This is a genomic window from Chloroflexota bacterium (assembly GCA_014360825.1).
Lineage (GTDB): Bacteria > Chloroflexota > Anaerolineae > UBA2200 > JACIWT01 > JACIWT01.
The window spans coordinates 89,462-108,478 of sequence record JACIWT010000002.1 but is presented as its reverse complement, the minus strand read 5'-3'; the positions used below and the strand labels follow the sequence as shown (position 1 = coordinate 108,478).

The following is a 19,017-nucleotide window of genomic DNA, read 5'->3' as shown; positions in this document are numbered from 1 at the left end:
GTGTCTGATCAAGCCGGAAGTGACGTCGCAGTGGCGATGCATGGCATTGTCAAGCGTTTTCCCGGTGTGCTCGCAAATGACCATATTTCTTTTGAGGCACGGGTTGGCGAAGTCCACGCTTTACTGGGAGAAAATGGCGCTGGCAAAACCACCTTGATGAATATCCTATACGGCATCTATCGCCCCGATGAAGGGGATATCTATATCAAAGGGCGTCGGGTGACGATCCGCTCGCCGCGGGATGCTATTCGTTTGGGCATCGGGATGGTCCACCAGCAATATCGGCTGGTGTCCACTCACACAGTGGCTGAGAACGTGATCCTCGGGTTACCTGGAGATTTCTTCTTCCCAGACCGGGCAGCCCGGCGCAAATTGGAAGAGTTCTCCAAGAAGTACGGCCTGCACGTGGACCCCGAAGCGCGTATCTGGCAACTCTCATCTGGCGAGCAACAGCGAGTGGAGATCATCAAGGCGCTCTATCGCGGCGCGGAAATCTTGATCCTGGACGAGCCTACTTCCATGCTCACCCCCGGCGAAATCGATGAATTACTCGGTGTCATCCGCCGCATGGCAGCCGAGGGGCACACGGTCATTTTCATCACCCATAAGTTGGATGAGGTCTTCGACATCAGCGACCGTGTAACGGTGCTTCGGCAGGGAAAAGTGGTGGCCACCCTGAAAACCGCCGAGGCAGATAAGCCCAGCCTTGCCCGATTGATGGTTGGGAGAGAAGTCCTCTTCCGCCTGGAGAAAAGGCCGGCCCCAGTGGGTCAGACCGTGCTACGGGTGAAGGGTTTGCACGCCTTAAATGACAGAGGATTGCCGGCTGTCCGGGACGTCTCTTTTACTATCGCAGCGGGCGAGATCTTGGGCATCGCAGGAGTGGCTGGCAACGGCCAACGGGAATTGGTCGAGGCTCTGGTGGGCCTGCGCCCCAGCACGCAGGGTCGTGTCTTCATCCAGGAGCAGGAAGTAACCAATCAGCCGCCACGAGCGTTGATCGAGCGCGGCGTTTGCTATATCCCGGGTGAGCGGCTGATCGGATTGGTCCCCAGCCTGAGTGTAGCCGAAAACCTCATTCTGAGGAATTATTGCCAAGCGCCCTTCACCCAGGGGGCATTTCTTGATTATGGCGCCATCAACGAGTATGCAGACCATCTGGTTGCCCAGTATTCGGTAGCCACTCCCAGCCTGAAGACGCCGGTCAAATTGCTCTCTGGCGGCAACATCCAGCGGGTGATTCTAGCCCGCGAAACTTCTCACACTCCCACGTTGCTGGTCGCGGCACACCCCACGAGTGGTTTGGATGTGGGCGCCACTGAGTACATCCGCCAACTTCTCCTGGCACAACGCGACCAGGGGACCGCAGTGCTATTGGTTTCCGAGGATCTGGAAGAAGTGTTGCAATTGAGCGATCGTATTGCCGTGATGTTCGAGGGGCAGATCATGGGGATTTTGCCGGCCGACCAGGCCGACCTGGAGACAATTGGTCTAATGATGGCCGGCGCAAAGAAAATGTCCGTGCCGGAGGTGGTATGAAAGGCTGGCTATCTCTCAGGCTCGAAAAGCGATTGGCTGTCCCTCGCGGGCTGGAATATCTGACATTGGCCTTATCTCTGTTATTGGCGCTGGCAGTCATTGCTGTGCTCTTTCGCGCCCTGGGTGTGAATCCAATCGTGGCCTATCAACGCATCTTCCGCGGGGCATTTGGCAGCCTGTACGGGCTTTCCGAGACTGTAGTCAAAGCGATCCCACTGATGTTAGTTGGAGTAGGATTGACCATCGCCTTTCGGGCCCGGGTTTATAACATCGGTGCCGAAGGGCAGTTGCTGGTGGGGGCAATATGTGCGACTGGGCTGGCCCTGGCTCGTCCGAACTGGCCAGCCTGGCTCCTCTTGCCCAGTATGTTCGCAGTCGGTTTCATTGGGGGTGCACTGTGGGCCATGATCCCAGCCCTGCTAAAGGCCCGTTTCCGGGTGGATGAAGTGCTCAGCAGCCTGATGATGGTGTACATCGCCAGCGAACTGGTGAACTACCTGGTATATGGCCCCTGGAAGGGAGCCAAGGAAATGGGATTCCCCTACACAGACAAGTTCTCGCCTTCGGCTCAACTCCCGCGCCTGTTGCCCACTCGAATCCACTACCCCACCCTCATCCTGGCCGTGGTATTGGCAGTATTGGCTTACATCCTGATACAGCGAACGAAATGGGGGTTTGAGATCCGCGTCACTGGTGAGAACCCCGAGGCAGCCCGCTACGCTGGTATGAACTACCTCACAACGGTGTTATTAGTGATGTTGCTCAGCGGGGGATTGGCCGGGCTGGCTGGAGTAGGGGAGGTCGCCGGAATCCACTACCGCCTGCGCTATCCGCAGGGTGTTTCACCTGGCTATGGTTTCACGGCCATCATCGTTGCCTGGTTAGCCCGGCTTAACCCACTAGCGGTCATCTTGACTGCGCTCTTGCTCGGTGGCCTGCTCGTGGGGGGAGATGCTATCCAGGTCGCATTGGGGTTGCCGGTGGCCACTATGTATATTTTCAATGGCGTGATTCTGTTGTTTGTGCTCGGGGGTGAGATGCTCACTCGCTATCAGATCCGCTTGGAATGGAGGCGCAAGACATAATGTGGGACTTCATACTCTTGGTACTGAGAGCCGCCATCCCGGCTGGAACCCCACTCCTATTTGGCACTCTGGGCGAGGTCACCGCCGAACGATCCGGGGTTCTGAACTTGGGCGTGGAAGGCATGATGATCGTGGGAGCAGTTACCGCTTTCGGTGTCACGCACAGCACCGGCAATATATGGCTGGGCGTGGCCGCGGCGGCACTGGTGGGAGGGCTCCTGGCTTTGGTACATGCTTTCGCCAGCATCACCCTGCGTGTCAATCAGGTGGTATCGGGTCTGGCCCTGACGATGCTGGGGTTGGGTCTGAGTGGTTTGGTGGGCAAGCGGTACATCGGCATGCCGCCCCGCACGCGGTTCGCGCCGCTGGCAGTGCCAGGGCTGAGCGATCTGCCCATCATCGGACCGCTATTCTTCCGTTACGACCCCCTCGTGTACCTGGCCATCGTTCTGGTGCCGGTTCTGTGGTTTATCATGTACAAAACCCGCTGGGGCATCACCCTGCGCTCGGTGGGCGAGAGTCCCGCCACTGCCGACGCGCTGGGTGTCAACGTCTTCCGAGTCCGCTATCTGGCGGTCTTCTTTGGCGGCCTGATGGCGGGTGTGGGGGGCGCCTACCTTTCGGTGGTCTATACTACCGCCTGGATCGAGGGTATGACCGCTGGCGCCGGCTGGATTGTCATTGCCCTGACCATTTTCGCCATGTGGGACCCCCTGCGCGCTCTGTTGGGGGCTTACCTGTTCGGCGGGGTGCGGGTCTTGCAGTACCGCTTGCAGCCCCTGGGCATCTCGCCCAATCTGTTGAATATGCTGCCGTTTATCTTCACCATTCTGGTCCTACTGATCAGCGCTGGCGAGGCAATGCGCAAGCGGATTGGGGCCCCAGCGGCGTTGATGCAACCATATATGAGAGAAGAGCGTTAGCAGGATTTCGCCGGAGCGAGTCCATATTGTCCATATTAGTATGATTGACACAATCTCCTGGTGAGGAGTACAATAAGACTAGCAGACCAAGCGCCGGAGACGTGCAGACAACAATACGTTGTGGATCGTTTTGTGAAGAGGAGATTGAGCGTGGAAGACCCGGATTCGCACCACGCCCCATCCTATGTCCGCGAGAATAAGGTAGTGCCAACGTTGGCCAAGTCAGGCCTGGCAGGTGAGTTTAGGCAGCGTTTTCGCTCGGAACGGAAGCGCTGCCTTTTCGTTTGTCACATCAAGGGCATAGCGTCTTTCCGCCTGGGCCAGCCCCCAGGCTGTTAGAGATTTCTTAACAGGCCAAGTGGGGCGGGCTGGCATCCCCACGCCAGAAAAATTTCCTAGGAGGGAAAAATGAAAACGCGCATGTTTTTCGGAGTAGGTCTCTGCCTGGCCCTGCTGCTGATTTTAGCGGTGGGGCTGAGCCAGGCCCAGGCACCTGTGCCCCAGGGCGAGGCCACAACCTTAGCCACACCGGTGGGCACGGCTTTTACCTACCAGGGTCGGCTGATCAAGGACGGCAACCCTGTCAACGGCACCGCTGACATCCAGTTCAGCCTGTGGGATGCGGCCGCGGGCGGCACACAGATCGGCACTACCCAGACCAAGACCAACGTGAACGTGACCAATGGCGTGTTCACTATTCCCGACCTGGACTTCGGGGCGACGGCCTTCCAAGGCGACGCCCGCTGGCTCCAGATCGCGGTGCGTTCTCCGGCAGGGAGCGGGAGTTACACTACGCTCACCCCGCGCCAGGCGCTGACCGCCGCCCCCTATGCCCTCAGCCTACGACCAGGAGCGGTCATCAGTGGCACAGCACCGGCTGTTACTGGTCGAGCGGGGGATGCCATTGGTCATTTAGGCACCATCTACATTGCTAGCATATGGCCACCCATATTCTACCCCCTCGGTGTCTATGGCGCTGGGACGTGGGGAGTATATGGGTACAGTACAAGTGCCGTCGGCGTGTACGGAACATCGGCTGGCTCTTCTGGCACCGGGGTAATGGGTCTAGCCAGCGCCGTCACTGGCACGACCAAGGCTGTCTATGGGAAAGCCCAATCCCCCGATGGTTACGGAGGCTACTTTGAGAACGCAGCCACTGGCGGCGTCGGCCTCTATTGCCGGGGCTACGCGAACGCGGATGCGGATCTGGTGCTGGGCGGGACCTCAAGCGCCAATGACGACGGTCGCATCTACTCCGATCCTGCCTATCCTAACAGCGATATCCTGCTTTTCAGCAACGACGAGTATCACCTCCATCTGGACGAGGACAACAATTCAACTAGTACTTTCGGTATCTACAATGGGGTGAATACCAGGGTCTTCTGGGTGGACGAGGCCGGTAACATGACCGCCAGCGGCGCCAAGTCGGCAGTGGTGGCGGCGGGCGAGTACGGGACGCGCAAGATGTACGCCATCGAGAGCACCGGCGTCTGGTTCGAGGACTTCGGCTCGGCCCAACTGCAGGATGGCGTGGCCATCGTGGAGATCGACCCCGTCTTCGCCGCGACGGTCAACTTGGAAGTCGGCTACCACGTCTTCCTCACTCCTGTGGATGGCTGGGCTTCCCTTTACGTAGCCAACAAGACGCCCACCTCCTTCGAGGTGAGGGATGCGGAGGGCAAGGCCAACATCGCCTTCGATTACCGCATCGTGGCCAAGCGGGCGGGCTATGAGGACGTGCGCATGGAGCCAATGGCGCTGACATTGGAGGATGAGCAATGAGCAAGCACCGTCTCCTTGGGTTTGCTGTTGCTATCACCATCTTCCTCACGCTGGCCTCCGTCGCCCTGGCCGACACTTATGATCTGTCTTGGTGGACGGTGGACGGCGGTGGTTACACTTTCAGCAGCGGTGGGCCCTATCTCCTGGGCGGCACGATTGGCCAGCCAGATGCAGGCCGGATGAGCGGCGGCGCCTACTCTCTGAGCGGCGGCTTCTGGATTGGGGAAGAAATTCCACCCGTGACCGGCCCATATCACGTTCGCCTGCCGATTGTGCTGAAAAACTACGGGTGGTAAAGTATAAGGGGCGGGTTTGGAACCCGCCCCTTGCGTCTTCATACCCTTTCTAAGCAGTGGTTCAGATTGACAACAACCCTCGCTTACGGTACAATCATCTTGAGTTTGAGACTTCGCGTATGCCCCACGAGAGGACAAATTGGACGAGAACCTCATTCTTTCTGTGCTGATGCCGGTGTACAATGAAGAGGAACATGTCGCCGAACTGGTGCGGCGAGTGCGCGAGATCCCGCTGCGTAAACAACTGGTGGTAGTGGACGATTGTTCCACCGACCGCACCTGGGAGATACTCCAGGATTTGGTGGGTCCTGATATGATCTTGGTGCGTCACGGGGTGAACCAGGGCAAGGGCGCAGCCATTGTCACTGCCATCGCCCACGCCACTGGCGATGTGGCCATCATCCAGGATGCCGATCTCGAATATGACCCTCGGGATTATCCCAAACTGCTGGCTCGGCTCCAACAGGGCGATTGCGATGCAGTATATGGCGCACGCGACCTCTCAAGCCAAAAGACCACCACCCGCTGGGGCAATCGCTTTCTGACCTGGGTAACCAATCTCCTATACGGCAGCCACCTCTCGGATATGGAAACCTGTTACAAGATGATGCCGCTGGAAATCCTGCGGGGCTTGAAATTGCGTCCCAGCCGGTTCCAGATCGAGCCAGAGATCACGGCCAAATTGCTGCGGAAAGGCTATCGCATCGCCGAGGTACCCATCTGGTATCACCCACGCCAGGCCAAGAAACTGAACCCTCTGAAAGACGGCCCGCCCGCGTTGCAGACACTGATCAAATATCGCTTCGCCAGACTGGATGAATAGCCTGGTGAGCGATGAAATGGACCCCGAACTTCGGAAGGAGAAAGGCATGCACAAGACAAAGTGGATCGCGGTACTGCTGGTGATGGCAGTGGCCTTGGCATTAGGAGCCTGCGACCATAAGCCCGTTAGTGGGCCGAAGCCGCAGGAGGTGCGGGTCTTCTTTGACTCGGAGGTGCGAGAGTTTTCACCCGCCAGCACGTCATTCTCATCCATTCACCAAGTATTGGATGAGTTAATCAAGGCAGTGAATGTGAACACCGGGGTCTTTTACACAGACCGACGTTTTCGAACCGAGTTCGGGAGTGCGCCGCGGGTCTTCGCTACTTACGGGCCCGATGTGCAACTGGACACTGCCCTGGGCTCGGTAACGGCCTATCGTGTGATCATAGTGACGAATTTGATGGGCGACCCTTTGATCTTCATCCAAGGCACAGGCGATTCACAGTCTTTCGCTTTGTATACAACGACCGACATCGCCAAATTTAAGAAATTCGCGAACGTAGTAAAAGAGCGGACGGGTTGTCCTCTGATGCCTGGAGAATAGGGCAGCCAGAAGGGGTGAGGAATGCGGTTGGTTGGTCGCCGGGTTGTGATCCGCGATATGGTGCGCGAGGACCTGAACCGCATGGAGGAATGGGCACCTTTTGATGACCCACTCTACGCTCTATGGGATGTCCAATTGCCGTATACCATCGGCGGCGATGTCTGGTTCACCTCATATGCCAATGACCCCACCCGCCGTCTATATGCCATTGAAGACTGCTCCGGCCAACTCATCGGTCGTATGTCGCTGCGTGAAATCGAGGGACAGACCTCCGCACGGCTGGGGATCGGGTTCGGGGCTCAGTGGGTGGGCCAGGGCTATGGCACCGATGCCATCGAGACGTTCCTGCCCCACTTTTTCGAGACATTGGGCTTCCGCACTCTCTACCTGGACGTCGCCGCACCCAACCGCCGTGCCGTGCGCTGCTACGAGCACTGCGGCTTCCAACGCATCGGCATGCGCTACCGCGACATAGGCTTCGACGCACACCTGGATTTCCTGGCCGACGACCGTTACCGCGACGTCCGCCGCTTCTTCCGCCGCCATGGGGGTGTTAACGAGGTCCTTTTCTACGAGATGAAACTGGACCGGGCGGATTGGATCAAGCGCCGCGAGAGAAAAGATTAAACACCCCTATGGATGTGAGGTTACCCTCTGCGCCAGTTCCCCGCTGGCCGCTTTCATCTTATCCAGGACTGCCTGGGCCTCCTCTCCGACCAAGGGTACTGGTTGGGCATAGTTCTCAATCAATACGGGGATAAATTCTGCTCTCACCAAGACATGATCGTAAAAGGTATAGCGACCAATCACACCCACCCTGGTCTCGTAGCTCCACATCTGGTCGAAGATGAAGTTCCCGTGAGCATAGACGATGAGTTTCCCTTTATGCAGTTCCACAGCCTGTACCCAGTGGGGATGATTACCGATGATGAGATCGGCGCCGGCATCTACGGCCAGGTGGGCGATCTCGACCGGGTCATCGTCGGCGATGCCCGGTGTGGACTGGGGCAGTGAGACGTATTCAGCGCCCCAGTGGAAGGCCACCACCAAGACATCCACCTGAGGCCGCAGCGTTTGGATCTCGGTGGTCATGGCCTCACGGTCTATGCGCTCCCCGATTCCATTGAAAGCCAGAAGGCCAAAACGAAGGCCCCTCACGTTCACCACAGCGGGCGTGTTTCGATCCACCCAGGCGATTCCCGCGGCCCGCAAATGTTCCGTGGTTTCCGAAATGCCCGAATGTCCGTAGTTGCCGATGTGGTTGTTCTCCAGTGTGGCTACGTCTACTCCGGCGGCTTGAAGCGCAACCGTGAAGCCGGGACGCCCACAGAAGACGAACCCAGAGGTATGATAAGGACAGCTCGCTATGAGGGGGGCTTCCAAATTGATTATGGTCAGATCACCGGCTGATAGGATTTCACTCGTGGCAGACACCGGGTAAAGGAAATCGTCCCCTCGGGAGCGGATGATGGCATCTGTGTAGCGGGCAGGGATCACGTCGCCAGTAGCAATGAGGGTGCGCAGCCGCGCAGGGTCCAAGGGCCAAGCGGAGAGGTCGCGGGGTGGGAAAACATCGTCGAGGGTTAGAGGAGGCATTGGGTTGGAGGTGAGGAAGAGTGGCGTGGATGTCGGCAAAGGCATGGGCGTGAACTGCGGTGGAGGTTTGGTCATAGTGGGTCGCGGTGGCAGTGATACGCTGTTTGCTTGGCCAAACACGCCCCACAGGCCTGCTGCCAGCAGGGCTACTACTGCTACTATCGCGATTTGGCCTATGCTCCAGTGCCTCTGCTTCACCGCAGATCCTCTTGTATCCAGAGCCCTGCACGGTCAGCCTACCATCTCGGCCAAGAGATTCCCTTGCGGCAGGCAACCGCTTTCACAGCCCAGCCCGCGCCTGTAATTCTCGCAACAATCGCTTCTGCACCGAGCTGTCGTTGAATGACAAAACCAGCGATTCCTCAGCCTTCTGACCCTGGAACCGCACTTCGATGGCTGGCCGCGCACCAAACCCAAAGTACAATCGTCCTGCCGAAATGCTGCGCACCGTTCGCGGCACCAAAAACAAGTACCACCAACCCACTTCATCCAACGGCGAGTGCAGCACTCCCAGCAGATTCACGCCAGTTACCTTTGCCGCCACGATGTGTTCGTCCATCTCCGTCGTCCAAAAGACGGCGGGCGCCTCAACAAGATAACGCCGTTTCCCTCCCACCTCAAAGTAACCGGTGGCGCGCATAAACGCCTTCTCCTCGGTTGCCAGTTCCTTGACATCTGACACCGCCGGATTGTCGCAGCGGCGAAAGACAACGAAGCGCCTGGCCCGGGCCATACTTAAGAGCGCCAGCATCACGCTGCAGATAGCGATGGCCACTGTCTCGGGCCACCCAAATCCCCGTTGCCAGCCCCGCCAGGCAGAGAGCGCGATGATTGCTACGAGGCCGATGGGCACCCACCGGTGTAATTTCAGGGTCAGGAAGCGGAGCCGCTGTAGCCAGTAGCCCAAGGCTGCGATCATTCCCAACGCGTATAACAATGCCACTTATCTCCTCATTATTATTTTCGCGCCACCCACATAATGCGCTTGGAAGTTTCGCCTGGCGGCGGGTCGAAGGTGAAGCATTCGTACTTCGCTTCCACTTCCAGGCCCTGCTCGCGCAACGCCCTTTCGACTTCCTCTTCGGAGTAAGCCACCTCGGTGTGCCACTCTTCGAAACGCTCGTATTTGTCGCCCACCCTGATGAAGCCGATTACCTGGACGTGGGATTGGCGGGCGGCCTCATCGTAGGTGCTACGCAGGATGATGGAGAGGTCATCGTCATTGATGTAGAAGACATTGTTGTCCCACACCTCGCGCAAGGTGTGCTCGGTGTTCATATCGAAGAGGAAAAGGGCTCCGGGGAGCATCGTTGCCGACACCCGGCCGAACGTAGCCAGCAGGTCGTCAAAACTGAGCAAATAATTCAGACTATCGTATAGACACGTGACAAGGTCAACTGGCTGTGGCAAGGCGAAGGAGCGCATATCTTGCTGGCTGAGGATGATGTGGAGGCCCGTGTCACGCATCTTGGATTGTGCTTGAGCCAACATCTTCTCCGAGGCATCCACACCATACACCTTTAACCCGCGCCGGGCGAAAGCCAACGCCACGGTGCCGGTCCCACAGGCCAAGTCGAGGACGGTGTGGCCTGTGAAATTGTGGCGGGCCAGGAGCGCGTCCAAGTACGGGATCATCTTCAGGCTGAAGGCGATCTGCCCGGAACGGTCATAGACCTCTGCGTAACGATCGTAGATGGTCATAATTCGGATTATATCCTCGCTGGCGGCGCGGACAAAATGGCGACGCGGTGATGAGACAAAGTGGTTTTGCGCCCCCATCCGAATACTTTATACTGTAATGAGGGGGCTGTGAGATGGATCAAAAAAGGGCGTGGACTGTCATCCTGGCAGGCATCATCCTCGCGGCGCTGATCGTGCCGTTTGCTCTTTGGGGCAGGCAATTCCCGGTTCTGTTCCGCGATCCTGAACCACTCCGTCTCCTTCTGTCCAGGTACCGCCCTTACTCGCCGTTGGTGCTCATCGCCTTGCAGGTGGCCCAAATACTCCTGGCTCCCCTCCCCGGCCAGATACTAGGCTTGACCAGTGGCTACTTTTTTGGCCCGCTCTGGGGGACGCTTTACAGCACCATCGGCAACACGCTGGGATCACTTTTGGCTTTTCTCCTAGCCCGAATCCTCGGTCGCCCACTGGTAGAACGGTTGGTGAACCCTGACATTTTGTCGCGGATAGATGAGGGGGCGCGGGAACGCGGACTGGCTTTCTTCTTTCTGGTATTCCTCCTGCCCTTCCTGCCCGACGACGTGGCTTGCTATGCGGCGGGGCTCACTTCGCTGCCCCTACCCAGCCTGGTATTGGCATCGCTCGTGGGACGATTGCCAGGGTTAGCAGTGTCGAACTTGATTGGCGCTGGGATGGGAGGATTTTCGACGGCGCAGTGGGCGGTAATAGGGGTGGGGAGCGCGGTGGGAGCAATACTATTCTGGCAATACCAGCAGCGCATCGAGGAAGCGATGTTCCGGCTATTATCGAGAAGGGGACGGGGCTCCAACTGCGCCCAGGGTGATTTTTGACAATTAAGGGATTCTGTTGTAGTATAGAATCAGGTGAGTATAGCATGTATGGCATCTTTTAAGTCGAACATGCCCGCGAAGGCATGTGCAGGGGCCTTGGCGGCTTTTTCTTTGCTCAGAAATGGATCTGTAGCGAGTTCCCCTGGCCTATAGGCCAGATTGATACAAACCCATGCTGGAAAGCACGAAGGAGGTACCAGGAAAATGGCAGAGCGAACCGTTGGCACTGTCAAATGGTTCAGCCGCGTGAAGGGCTACGGATTCATCCAGCCCGAGAACGGGACGGAGGACGTGTTCGTCCATTACTCGGCCATCGCTGGAGAAGGATTCCGCAACCTCGAACAAGGTGAGCGAGTAGAGTTCACCATCGAGGATAGCCCGAAGGGCCCACAGGCCGCGAATGTGGTCAAATTGGGCTAGGAAGCGCTGGTCGCACTGAACTACGGACTCGCGCGCCCCTGGCACCGAGTTCTGCAGCAGTGGCACCGCATTCCGAAACCCCCTCCATAGCGAGGGGGTTTTCTTGTGCCTTCACAAGTTAGGCTATAATCGTATAGGAGAATGAATGTGGCACACATTGATGAGCGCGAGATAGCAGCGCTGTCCGCAAAGTACGGTCAGCCCTGGCGGGAACATCATTACTTGGACGTCGCGGCCGAGACGCTGGCATATTGGAAGGAAAGGACCCGGGAACACCGCGGCGAAGTGGTCTTCTTTCTCTTGAGAAAAAGCGATAAAGTGCTCCTGCATCGCAAAGACTTCTACCCGCTGGGCATCTACCGCGTCCCCAGTGGCGGGATTCGGCATGGCGAATCTATACTATCCGCCCTGCACCGCGAAGCAACGGAGGAAACAGGCTTACTTGTAACGGTGCAACGCTTTTTGGCTTTGGTAACCTATGATTTCCTGTGTCAAGGAGACAGGTTGCCCTTCGTCTCCTATCTTTTCGTTGTGGCCTCGTCGGAGCAAGCCGTGTCGGCACAAGACAAAGGAGAGCGCATCACCGAGTATCGAGAGGTACCGCTCGCGGATCTTACTGCGATAGCGGAGCAACTGGAATCATTGTCTGGTCGCTGGCGAGATTGGGGCCGCTTTCGGGCGGTTGCGCACCGTGTAGCAGCAAGACATTGGCCCGAAGAGGAACGGGAAGGATCAGCCTGATGGGTCTGGGTGGCGAATACGATGTCATCGTGGTGGGAGCAGGTCACGCCGGATGCGAGGCGGCATTGGCATCCGCGAGGATGGGCTGCCGCACACTGCTTCTGACCATGAACCTAGACTTGATCGCCCAGATGCCGTGCAACCCGAGCATCGGTGGGCCCGGCAAGGGGCATTTGGTGCGAGAGATTGATGCCTTAGGCGGTGAGATGGGCCGGGCCATAGACCGCACCTTCATCCAAATCCGCCTGCTGAACGTTTCTAAGGGTCCGGCGGTGCGCGCCCTCCGCGCCCAGGCTGACAAGCGCCTCTATTCGCTCAACATGAAGCATACGTTAGAGAATACGCCCAACCTGGACCTAAAGCAGGATCTGGTGGAGAAACTCACGGTACAGGGAGACTATGTAACAGGGGTCATCACCCGAGCTGGCGAGACTTACCGAGCCCGAGCGGTGGTGTTGACCACGGGTACTTTCTTGCGCGGTCGTATCCTGAGTGGCGAAGTCGCCTTCCCTGCTGGCCGGGCAGGAGAATTCCCGGCGGTGGGCCTTTCGGCGTCACTGGAGGAACTCGGTTTCACCCTAGGTCGCCTCCAGACGAATACGCCACCCCGCATAGATGCCCGCACTATAGACTTCTCCCAGACTACCCCCCAGGTAGGGAGCGATGAGCCACTCTACTTCAGTTTCGAGCATGTGGCTTTGGCCGCGCGTGGCGAAACGGTGCCCACTGTGCCGTTCCCTCCGCCAAATCCAATTTACCCACAACCACATCGCACGTCCTGGCGCCCCCAACTCCCCTGTTACCTCGTCTATACCAATGAAGAAACCCACCGCATTGTGCGCGAAAACCTCTCGCGTTCGCCCATTGCCTCGGGTTTCATTGCCGGCGCTGGGCCACGATATTGCCCCTCCATCGAGGAGAAGATCGTCCGCTTCCCAGACAAAACGTCGCATCAACTTTTTCTGGAGCCGGAGGGCTTTGCCACTACCGAGGTTTACGTACAGGGAATGTTCACCAGCCTGCCCGAGGATGTGCAGCGGGAGATGCTACATTCGATTCCTGCCTTGCGCGACGCCCGTATCACTCGCGCAGGTTATGCAATCGAGTACGACTATGTTCCTTCCGGCCAGTTGAAGGCCAGCCTAGAGACCAAGCATGTTGGGGGGCTTTTCCACGCTGGACAGATCAATGGGACCTCAGGCTATGAAGAAGCAGCGGCGCAGGGGCTGATCGCGGGGATCAATGCCGCCCGCTACCTCCAAGGGCGTGAGCCCCTCATCCTGCGCCGTGACCAGGCTTACATCGGGGTGATGATTGACGACCTGGTAACCCGAGACATTGACGAGCCCTACCGTATCATGACCAGTCGCGCCGAGCATCGTTTGTTACTGCGCCAGGATAACGCCGATCTACGCCTGACACCGATCGGATATCAAGTGGGATTGGTGCCCCAAGAGCGCTACCAAGCAGTGCAGGCTCGTCAAGAGGCTGTGAAACGCGAGTTGACCCGCCTGGCAAATACCTGGCTCAATCCATCGCCTGAGGACGTAACCCGACTCCTCGAATTGGGCCTGCAGGCACCGGACAAAGCGGTCAATGCGCTGCAATACCTTCGCCAACCGGATGCAGACTACGAGGTTATCCGTGCCCTGAGCCCGGGCGAGGGCCTGCCTGCTGACGTGATAGAGGAGGTAATCATCGAGGCGAAGTACGCTGGATACATCGAGCGACAACAACACGAAGTGGAGCGGATGCGCAGGCTGGAGGAATGGCGCATCCCAGAGGATTTTGATTACACGGAGATAGTGGGCTTACGCAACGAGGCGCGGGAGAAACTGAACCGCTTTCGGCCAGCAACCGTGGGCCAGGCATCCCGTATTCAGGGTGTCAATCCAGCAGATATCTCGGTGCTATTGGTGCACCTGAAAAGGCGAGGGGGCGCGGCCGCTAAGACTACCTAGTACAAAACACCTGTGGCATCCACAGCCAATAGGCCAGGGGAGATTCGTAGACTTCCCAATCGCCTCCCGGGTCTCGTTGCGCCCACGCAACCCGCGGGACCTGATCTCGACCCAGGGCGATAGTCGCGTCGGCGATGCCTTCTGTTCCCCACAAACCCACAACGGGCCCCCACGACGCGACCGGCGCCGAAAAGTGCCGATATTTCAGCCAAACAGATTCATCCCAAACCACATGGATGTCTTCTTCTGCATCAGCGGTGATCGCGGGCAGAGCCGCATCTGAAGTCGAGCCGGAGATATTCTCCGGTGCAGTCCAGCGGCCGGGCGTACCACGGGTATAGTAGATGTTGTAAATCCCTGATAATTGCTCTTGCCATCCCACATGCGCTCGTCCTGAGGAATCGACGGCCAAATCCGCAATGATGGACTGCTGTGACGGCGTATCGGAGAGATTCTCAGGCACCGTCCATCCACCTTCACTCTTCTGAGTGTAGTAGATCTCGTAGGGATCTGCGGGAGTGTCGCGATCCTGCCACACGACATGAACGATGCCCTGCCGGTAGAAAACGGCCGGCACGCTGCCCCGCGCACTGGGGATAGGGTACCAGTTCATCCAAATCGTCCCCGAATATTCGGCGTAATAGATCACATTATAGCCAGGAGTGTTGTCAGTCCAGACGGCGTAGAGCATGCCCCCATCGCCTGCTGCCAGGTCTGGTGCGCTGGAAATGCCGGATGTGCTGGCTACAATCACGGGGATAGTCCAGCCGCTGTCTGTCCGCCGAACGTAGCGGACATTGTAGTTCCCGAAAATCTCGTTCACGAAGACCAGATGCACTACATCCCTTGGGTCCACAGCAATGGCTGGCTGCTCGCCTGTAGTGACTCGTTGAGGGACGGCCCATCCGCTGCCAGCGTTGTAACTGTAGTAGATTTGAGATGGAATGCCCTCTTCCCAAGCGATGTGGATGATCCCATGGCTATCAACGGCTATGGATGGGCTGCGGGAGATCTGGGGTGAGTTCGAAACATTGGTGGGGTGGATTTCCAGGTGAACGTTGGTAGGCCCCGTAGCGTGGGCTATGGGACAGGTGATGAAAATACATGCCACGAGCAATGCCACCAACCCTATGCGCAACAAAGACAATCCCCTTCCCGGGAGCGTGTGGTCATTCCATTGCAGGCATGACAAACAAACCCATCCTTACCTCCTGCGCTAGCCTGCAGCGCCGGACACTGGACGGGTCTTGAGGAGCCAAAGCCTACATTCCGGTAGCGGTGGCTCGGTCAATCCGAATTCGCGTGGCGACCAACGAGGCATCTTCGTGGCGCAGGGCTGTGACATATGCCCACATACCTACGCTGGCAACGCCTTTTGACTCGTCAATAAAGGTATCGGGGGTGACAGTAAAGGCGATGCCATTCACAACCCATTGGTTAGCACTCATGCTCTCGATGATGCCTGCGAACTCCACTTCAGTTTGCGGGCTGGTCTCCTTGACTACGATGAGCCTAGCCAAGACAGTGTTGTCTGGTTGAAGCGTACCTTGTACCTCGGCAGTATATCCTACTCGAGGCTCACCCTGGACGATGGTCTGTGTGCCAATAGTGACCACTACACCAGAGATCACCCAGGTAACATCATCAATGGATTCAATGGGGCCTTCGAATTCTACCAGGGCAGCGTGCTCCTCAGGCGTCCGCACCGTTACTTTCCAGGCCAGGACTACGTTGTAGATGCGGAAAATTGCTTTCACCTCCGCCAGGTTGCCCACTTCGGGGACTCCTTCTACAACGGTGTCACTTGTCATCCACACGATATTGTCGCTGACTATCAAATGCCCCTCTTTAACTTGTTGGATCAGTCCAGCGAACTCCACACCGTGGGCAGGAGCCTGGGTAGGCTTCATAACTTTAATACTCCGAGCCCGCAATGAGCCGTCTGCCCCCTTTATGGCAAGCACTTGGACGTACGCATAGAGATCTGCGCGGCCCCCGCTTTCATCTATCCATGCATCTTGGTCAACTTGTACAACATAGGCCCCGATCCTCCATTCATCTCCGTCCTTTTCCCAGATGGGGCCCTCTAACCGCACGCCTAAATTGTACACGATGGATGGTGTCGGAGATAGCACGGGGTCAGCGAATGCCGCCTTAGTTCTGTGAAGCAGGGACGCGGTCAGTATCAGCAACAATAAAGCGCAGGATACACGTGCTCCATCCTGGAGTAGAGATTTCTTCATGGTAACAATCCCTCCCGAGATGCTTCCCTTTACTCGGTCCGTTCAGATAGATGCACAGCTGCCCCTAAACCCACCTCGGTCTCAGTTGCCTCTGGAGTAGGTGAATGGATCGCAGAGACTTCTAGCGTCGCTGTCGGCGTCGCTGTGCACTCAGGGACAGAGGTTGTAGTGGGCGTGGGCGTAGCAGCAGGTTCCACCACTCGGATACGGGTTGCCTGGACACTGCCATCCGGCCGCAGCAGGCCTCGCACTTCGGCCCGGCACCCGATCCGGGGTTCACCCTCAATGATGGTCTGATTATCTATCAAGACTCGGATGTTATCTACTACCCACTCGTTGCCCTGGATGCTGGTAATGATACCCTCGAATTCGACAACCTGCGGAACTTGAACTTTGATCTCTCGCGCTAACACCTCACTGGGGCCCAGCCGAATACCTTTCACTATCGCCAAGGAACCGACTTCTGGCGAGCCTTCGATTACTGTGCTCGCATCAATGCGGACGGTCTGATCACCCACAACCCAGGAATTAGCGCCAATACTTTGGATGATGCCCTGGAATTCGACGCGCTCGCTGGCGCGCTCGATGATGATTTTCAGCGCCCGCAGGATATTCCCAGACTCTCCCACCGCTGTAACCTGGGCCCAGGCACCAATTGCTGCGCGTGCGGCACTTTCATCAATCACTGTCTCAGCGGTAACGCGTATCGTCTGCCCGGAAATCACCCATAGATCACCCTCCATCGCCGTAATGATGCCTGAGAACCGCACTTTCATTTCCCTGGGCGGTGTCGGAGTGTCGGTGGGTGGCGCAGGAGTGGCAGTTGCTGTGGGAGGCAATGTGAGCGTCCGTGTAGGAGTGGGAACGGTGGCTGTGGCAGTAGGCATAGACGTGACTGTGGCGGTCGCGGTTACCACGTGCTCCTTGGCTTGCGATTTTTCGGTAGGCGTCTGAGTCGGTGCAAGCGGCGTGACTGTGGCAGTTATCGTTGGCGAGGCGGTAGGCACAACGACTATCGGCTCTACCTCTCGCTGTATCCGAATGGCCCGCAACGTCCTATCCGCCTGGGTCACGGCACGAACCTGTATTCGGTCGCCAACGGCCACCTCACCTACGATGACCGCGTCGGTGCCGAGGTAAATCTTCAGACCACTGACTACCCAGACGCCGTCCCCCATGCTCTCCACAACACCACCGAAATCCACGGTAACAATGCGGCCCACCTGGGTCACGGCAAGCGCTTCTTGCCGTCGTTGTTCGTCCAGACGCTGTCGGAGTTGTGCTTTCGCCTCAGAATTGAGGGTAAGCGCAAGCTGGACCTCCTGACTAATGCGCTTGACGCCATAAAGCGGGTCCCCGGGCAGGCTATTTGCCGATGCCATCACGGACCCTCCGGCCAAGAGGGCGATGACCAATACGAGGACCACAGCAGAACTGGCCAGCCCGCGCTGCACGAGAGGTGTCCAGAATTGCTGGATCCGTTCGGTCAGAGACGGCGGGCGAGAAGGCAACGCAGCGCGCAGTCGTCTGGCCTCAGCCAAGACGCGTGCCCTACCCAATTGCACGGCATCAGGGGAGCGAGGCGGCGGCGTGCGCACCTGCGGGATATCGCGAATGGAGAGATACTGCCGCAGGAGAGGCTCCAATTCGGCTGCATAGTGGGGATATCGCCTCAGACACGCTTCTACACTCTCACCTCTATTCAATTGCCCCAGACACTCGTCTAGGATGAACGCTAGTTTCTTGCTCATCCCGCTATCTCGTCCGTGCTCATCAGACGCCGGAGGGCTGCTAATGCCCGGAACTGAAGGGACTTCACTGCTCCCTCGGATTTGCCGAGGATGTATGCCACCTCGGCATTACTTAACCCCTCTATGAATTTGAGTACTATCACCTGGCTTTGATCTTCAGTCAGGTAGCCCAACGCCCACCGTAACTGCTGCATGGCCAAACTTTGGTCAATCGAGTGGGCGGGGTCACTTTCTGACGCGATCAACCGCTCATCCAGAGTCAGTTCTTCTCCTTGGGGGCGGCTGCGGTAGTGATCTACTACCAGATTATGAGCAATGCGATATAACCAGCCTGAGAAAGACACACGCCACGCCGTGGAGGTGCGTATGGCTTTCAACATGTGTACGAAGACTGTGGCGGTCAAGTCTTCAGCCAAGGCAGCATCGCCGAGACGATGCAATATGTAGTTGTAGATTCTCGACGAGTAGCGGTCGTAGATCTCCGCGATGGCTGTTTCGTCGTACTGACGCACCCTCTCGAGCAATGACTGCTCATCGCTCGAACTCATGCCGCCGACCGTCTCCTTCCTTGATGACGTCACCACTCCACAAAAGATACGCAACTGCGAAGAACTAAGAAGATGTGCTCAATATCAGCACCACTATATCGCTAAGGGATGGCATTTGTCAAATAACTCCGATTCACAACTGCTTTTTCCTATCTCAGCGCTCAAGGTACCAAAAAAGAGCGTCCAAGAAAGCACGGGCTGGAAGAATGGGGCAGGAGTAATGAAAGGTGTGTG

General features: G+C 57.5%; 20 protein-coding genes. 13 read left to right on the top strand and 7 right to left on the bottom strand.

The window, feature by feature from the left end; translation table 11 throughout:
* Window positions 1-36 precede the first annotated feature (36 nt).
* From H5T64_01820 to H5T64_01780, 9 genes are all read left to right on the top strand, one after another.
* Window positions 37-1,539, top strand: coding sequence for an ABC transporter ATP-binding protein (locus H5T64_01820; GenBank protein ID MBC7263076.1), 1,503 nt, complete (start codon window positions 37-39; stop codon window positions 1,537-1,539).
* Entirely contained in the window at window positions 1,536-2,624 is a 1,089-nt protein-coding gene (locus tag H5T64_01815; GenBank protein MBC7263075.1) for an ABC transporter permease, read from the top strand. The genes H5T64_01820 and H5T64_01815 overlap by 4 nt, the downstream gene beginning before the upstream one ends.
* Complete coding sequence (locus H5T64_01810; protein MBC7263074.1) at window positions 2,606-3,547, top strand: ABC transporter permease; 942 nt, start codon at window positions 2,606-2,608, stop codon at window positions 3,545-3,547. The genes H5T64_01815 and H5T64_01810 overlap by 19 nt, the downstream gene beginning before the upstream one ends.
* Before the next feature lie 150 nt (window positions 3,548-3,697).
* Window positions 3,698-3,886 carry a hypothetical protein gene (locus tag H5T64_01805; GenBank protein MBC7263073.1) on the top strand — a complete coding sequence of 63 codons (189 nt, stop codon included), beginning with the start codon at window positions 3,698-3,700 and terminating at the stop codon, window positions 3,884-3,886.
* Between the two features lie 69 nt (window positions 3,887-3,955).
* Complete coding sequence (locus H5T64_01800; GenBank protein ID MBC7263072.1) at window positions 3,956-5,329, top strand: hypothetical protein; 1,374 nt, start codon at window positions 3,956-3,958, stop codon at window positions 5,327-5,329.
* On the top strand, window positions 5,326-5,625 hold the full coding sequence (locus tag H5T64_01795) for a hypothetical protein (protein MBC7263071.1): 300 nt from the start codon (window positions 5,326-5,328) through the stop codon (window positions 5,623-5,625). The genes H5T64_01800 and H5T64_01795 overlap by 4 nt, the downstream gene beginning before the upstream one ends.
* A 169-nt stretch (window positions 5,626-5,794) precedes the next feature.
* Window positions 5,795-6,448, top strand: a complete 654-nt coding sequence (locus H5T64_01790; protein MBC7263070.1) for a glycosyltransferase family 2 protein — start codon at window positions 5,795-5,797, stop codon at window positions 6,446-6,448.
* Between the two features lie 46 nt (window positions 6,449-6,494).
* On the top strand, window positions 6,495-6,992 hold the full coding sequence (locus tag H5T64_01785; GenBank protein MBC7263069.1) for a hypothetical protein: 498 nt from the start codon (window positions 6,495-6,497) through the stop codon (window positions 6,990-6,992).
* A gap of 21 nt (window positions 6,993-7,013) precedes the next feature.
* Window positions 7,014-7,619, top strand: a complete 606-nt coding sequence (locus H5T64_01780; protein ID MBC7263068.1) for a GNAT family N-acetyltransferase — start codon at window positions 7,014-7,016, stop codon at window positions 7,617-7,619.
* A gap of 6 nt (window positions 7,620-7,625) precedes the next feature.
* Here H5T64_01780 and H5T64_01775 read toward each other — a convergent pair whose 3' ends face one another.
* The 3 genes from H5T64_01775 to H5T64_01765 all read right to left on the bottom strand — a co-directional run bounded on the left by H5T64_01775 (window position 7,626) and on the right by H5T64_01765 (window position 10,289).
* Window positions 7,626-8,786: a CapA family protein gene (locus tag H5T64_01775; GenBank protein MBC7263067.1), complete on the bottom strand. Its 1,161-nt coding sequence runs from the start codon at window positions 8,784-8,786 to the stop codon at window positions 7,626-7,628.
* 82 nt (window positions 8,787-8,868) lie between these two features.
* Window positions 8,869-9,531: a hypothetical protein gene (locus H5T64_01770; GenBank protein ID MBC7263066.1), complete on the bottom strand. Its 663-nt coding sequence runs from the start codon at window positions 9,529-9,531 to the stop codon at window positions 8,869-8,871.
* 14 nt (window positions 9,532-9,545) lie between these two features.
* Window positions 9,546-10,289, bottom strand: a complete 744-nt coding sequence (locus H5T64_01765) for a class I SAM-dependent methyltransferase (protein MBC7263065.1) — start codon at window positions 10,287-10,289, stop codon at window positions 9,546-9,548.
* A 113-nt stretch (window positions 10,290-10,402) separates the two neighbouring features.
* Between H5T64_01765 and H5T64_01760 the strand changes: the two genes are divergently transcribed.
* The 4 genes from H5T64_01760 (at window position 10,403) to mnmG (ending at window position 14,241) form a co-directional block, all read left to right on the top strand.
* Window positions 10,403-11,119 (top strand): TVP38/TMEM64 family protein, encoded by a 717-nt coding sequence (locus tag H5T64_01760; GenBank protein ID MBC7263064.1) that lies wholly within the window; start codon window positions 10,403-10,405, stop codon window positions 11,117-11,119.
* 204 nt (window positions 11,120-11,323) lie between these two features.
* Window positions 11,324-11,539 carry a cold-shock protein gene (locus H5T64_01755; protein MBC7263063.1) on the top strand — a complete coding sequence of 72 codons (216 nt, stop codon included), beginning with the start codon at window positions 11,324-11,326 and terminating at the stop codon, window positions 11,537-11,539.
* A gap of 147 nt (window positions 11,540-11,686) precedes the next feature.
* The gene (locus tag H5T64_01750; protein ID MBC7263062.1) at window positions 11,687-12,280 is read left to right on the top strand and encodes an NUDIX hydrolase; all 594 of its coding nucleotides are present in this window, start codon (window positions 11,687-11,689) and stop codon (window positions 12,278-12,280) included.
* Between the two features lie 5 nt (window positions 12,281-12,285).
* Complete coding sequence (gene mnmG / locus H5T64_01745; GenBank protein ID MBC7263061.1) at window positions 12,286-14,241, top strand: tRNA uridine-5-carboxymethylaminomethyl(34) synthesis enzyme MnmG; 1,956 nt, start codon at window positions 12,286-12,288, stop codon at window positions 14,239-14,241.
* Here mnmG and H5T64_01740 read toward each other — a convergent pair.
* The 4 genes from H5T64_01740 to H5T64_01725 form a co-directional block, all read right to left on the bottom strand.
* Window positions 14,234-15,382, bottom strand: coding sequence for a hypothetical protein (locus H5T64_01740; protein ID MBC7263060.1), 1,149 nt, complete (start codon window positions 15,380-15,382; stop codon window positions 14,234-14,236). The genes mnmG and H5T64_01740 overlap by 8 nt on opposite strands.
* A gap of 121 nt (window positions 15,383-15,503) precedes the next feature.
* Entirely contained in the window at window positions 15,504-16,484 is a 981-nt protein-coding gene (locus tag H5T64_01735) for a hypothetical protein (GenBank protein MBC7263059.1), read from the bottom strand.
* A gap of 29 nt (window positions 16,485-16,513) precedes the next feature.
* Window positions 16,514-18,235: a hypothetical protein gene (locus H5T64_01730; GenBank protein ID MBC7263058.1), complete on the bottom strand. Its 1,722-nt coding sequence runs from the start codon at window positions 18,233-18,235 to the stop codon at window positions 16,514-16,516.
* Window positions 18,232-18,783, bottom strand: a complete 552-nt coding sequence (locus tag H5T64_01725; GenBank protein MBC7263057.1) for a sigma-70 family RNA polymerase sigma factor — start codon at window positions 18,781-18,783, stop codon at window positions 18,232-18,234. Before H5T64_01725 ends, H5T64_01730 begins: the two co-directional genes overlap by 4 nt.
* Between the last annotated feature and the right edge of the window lie 234 nt (window positions 18,784-19,017).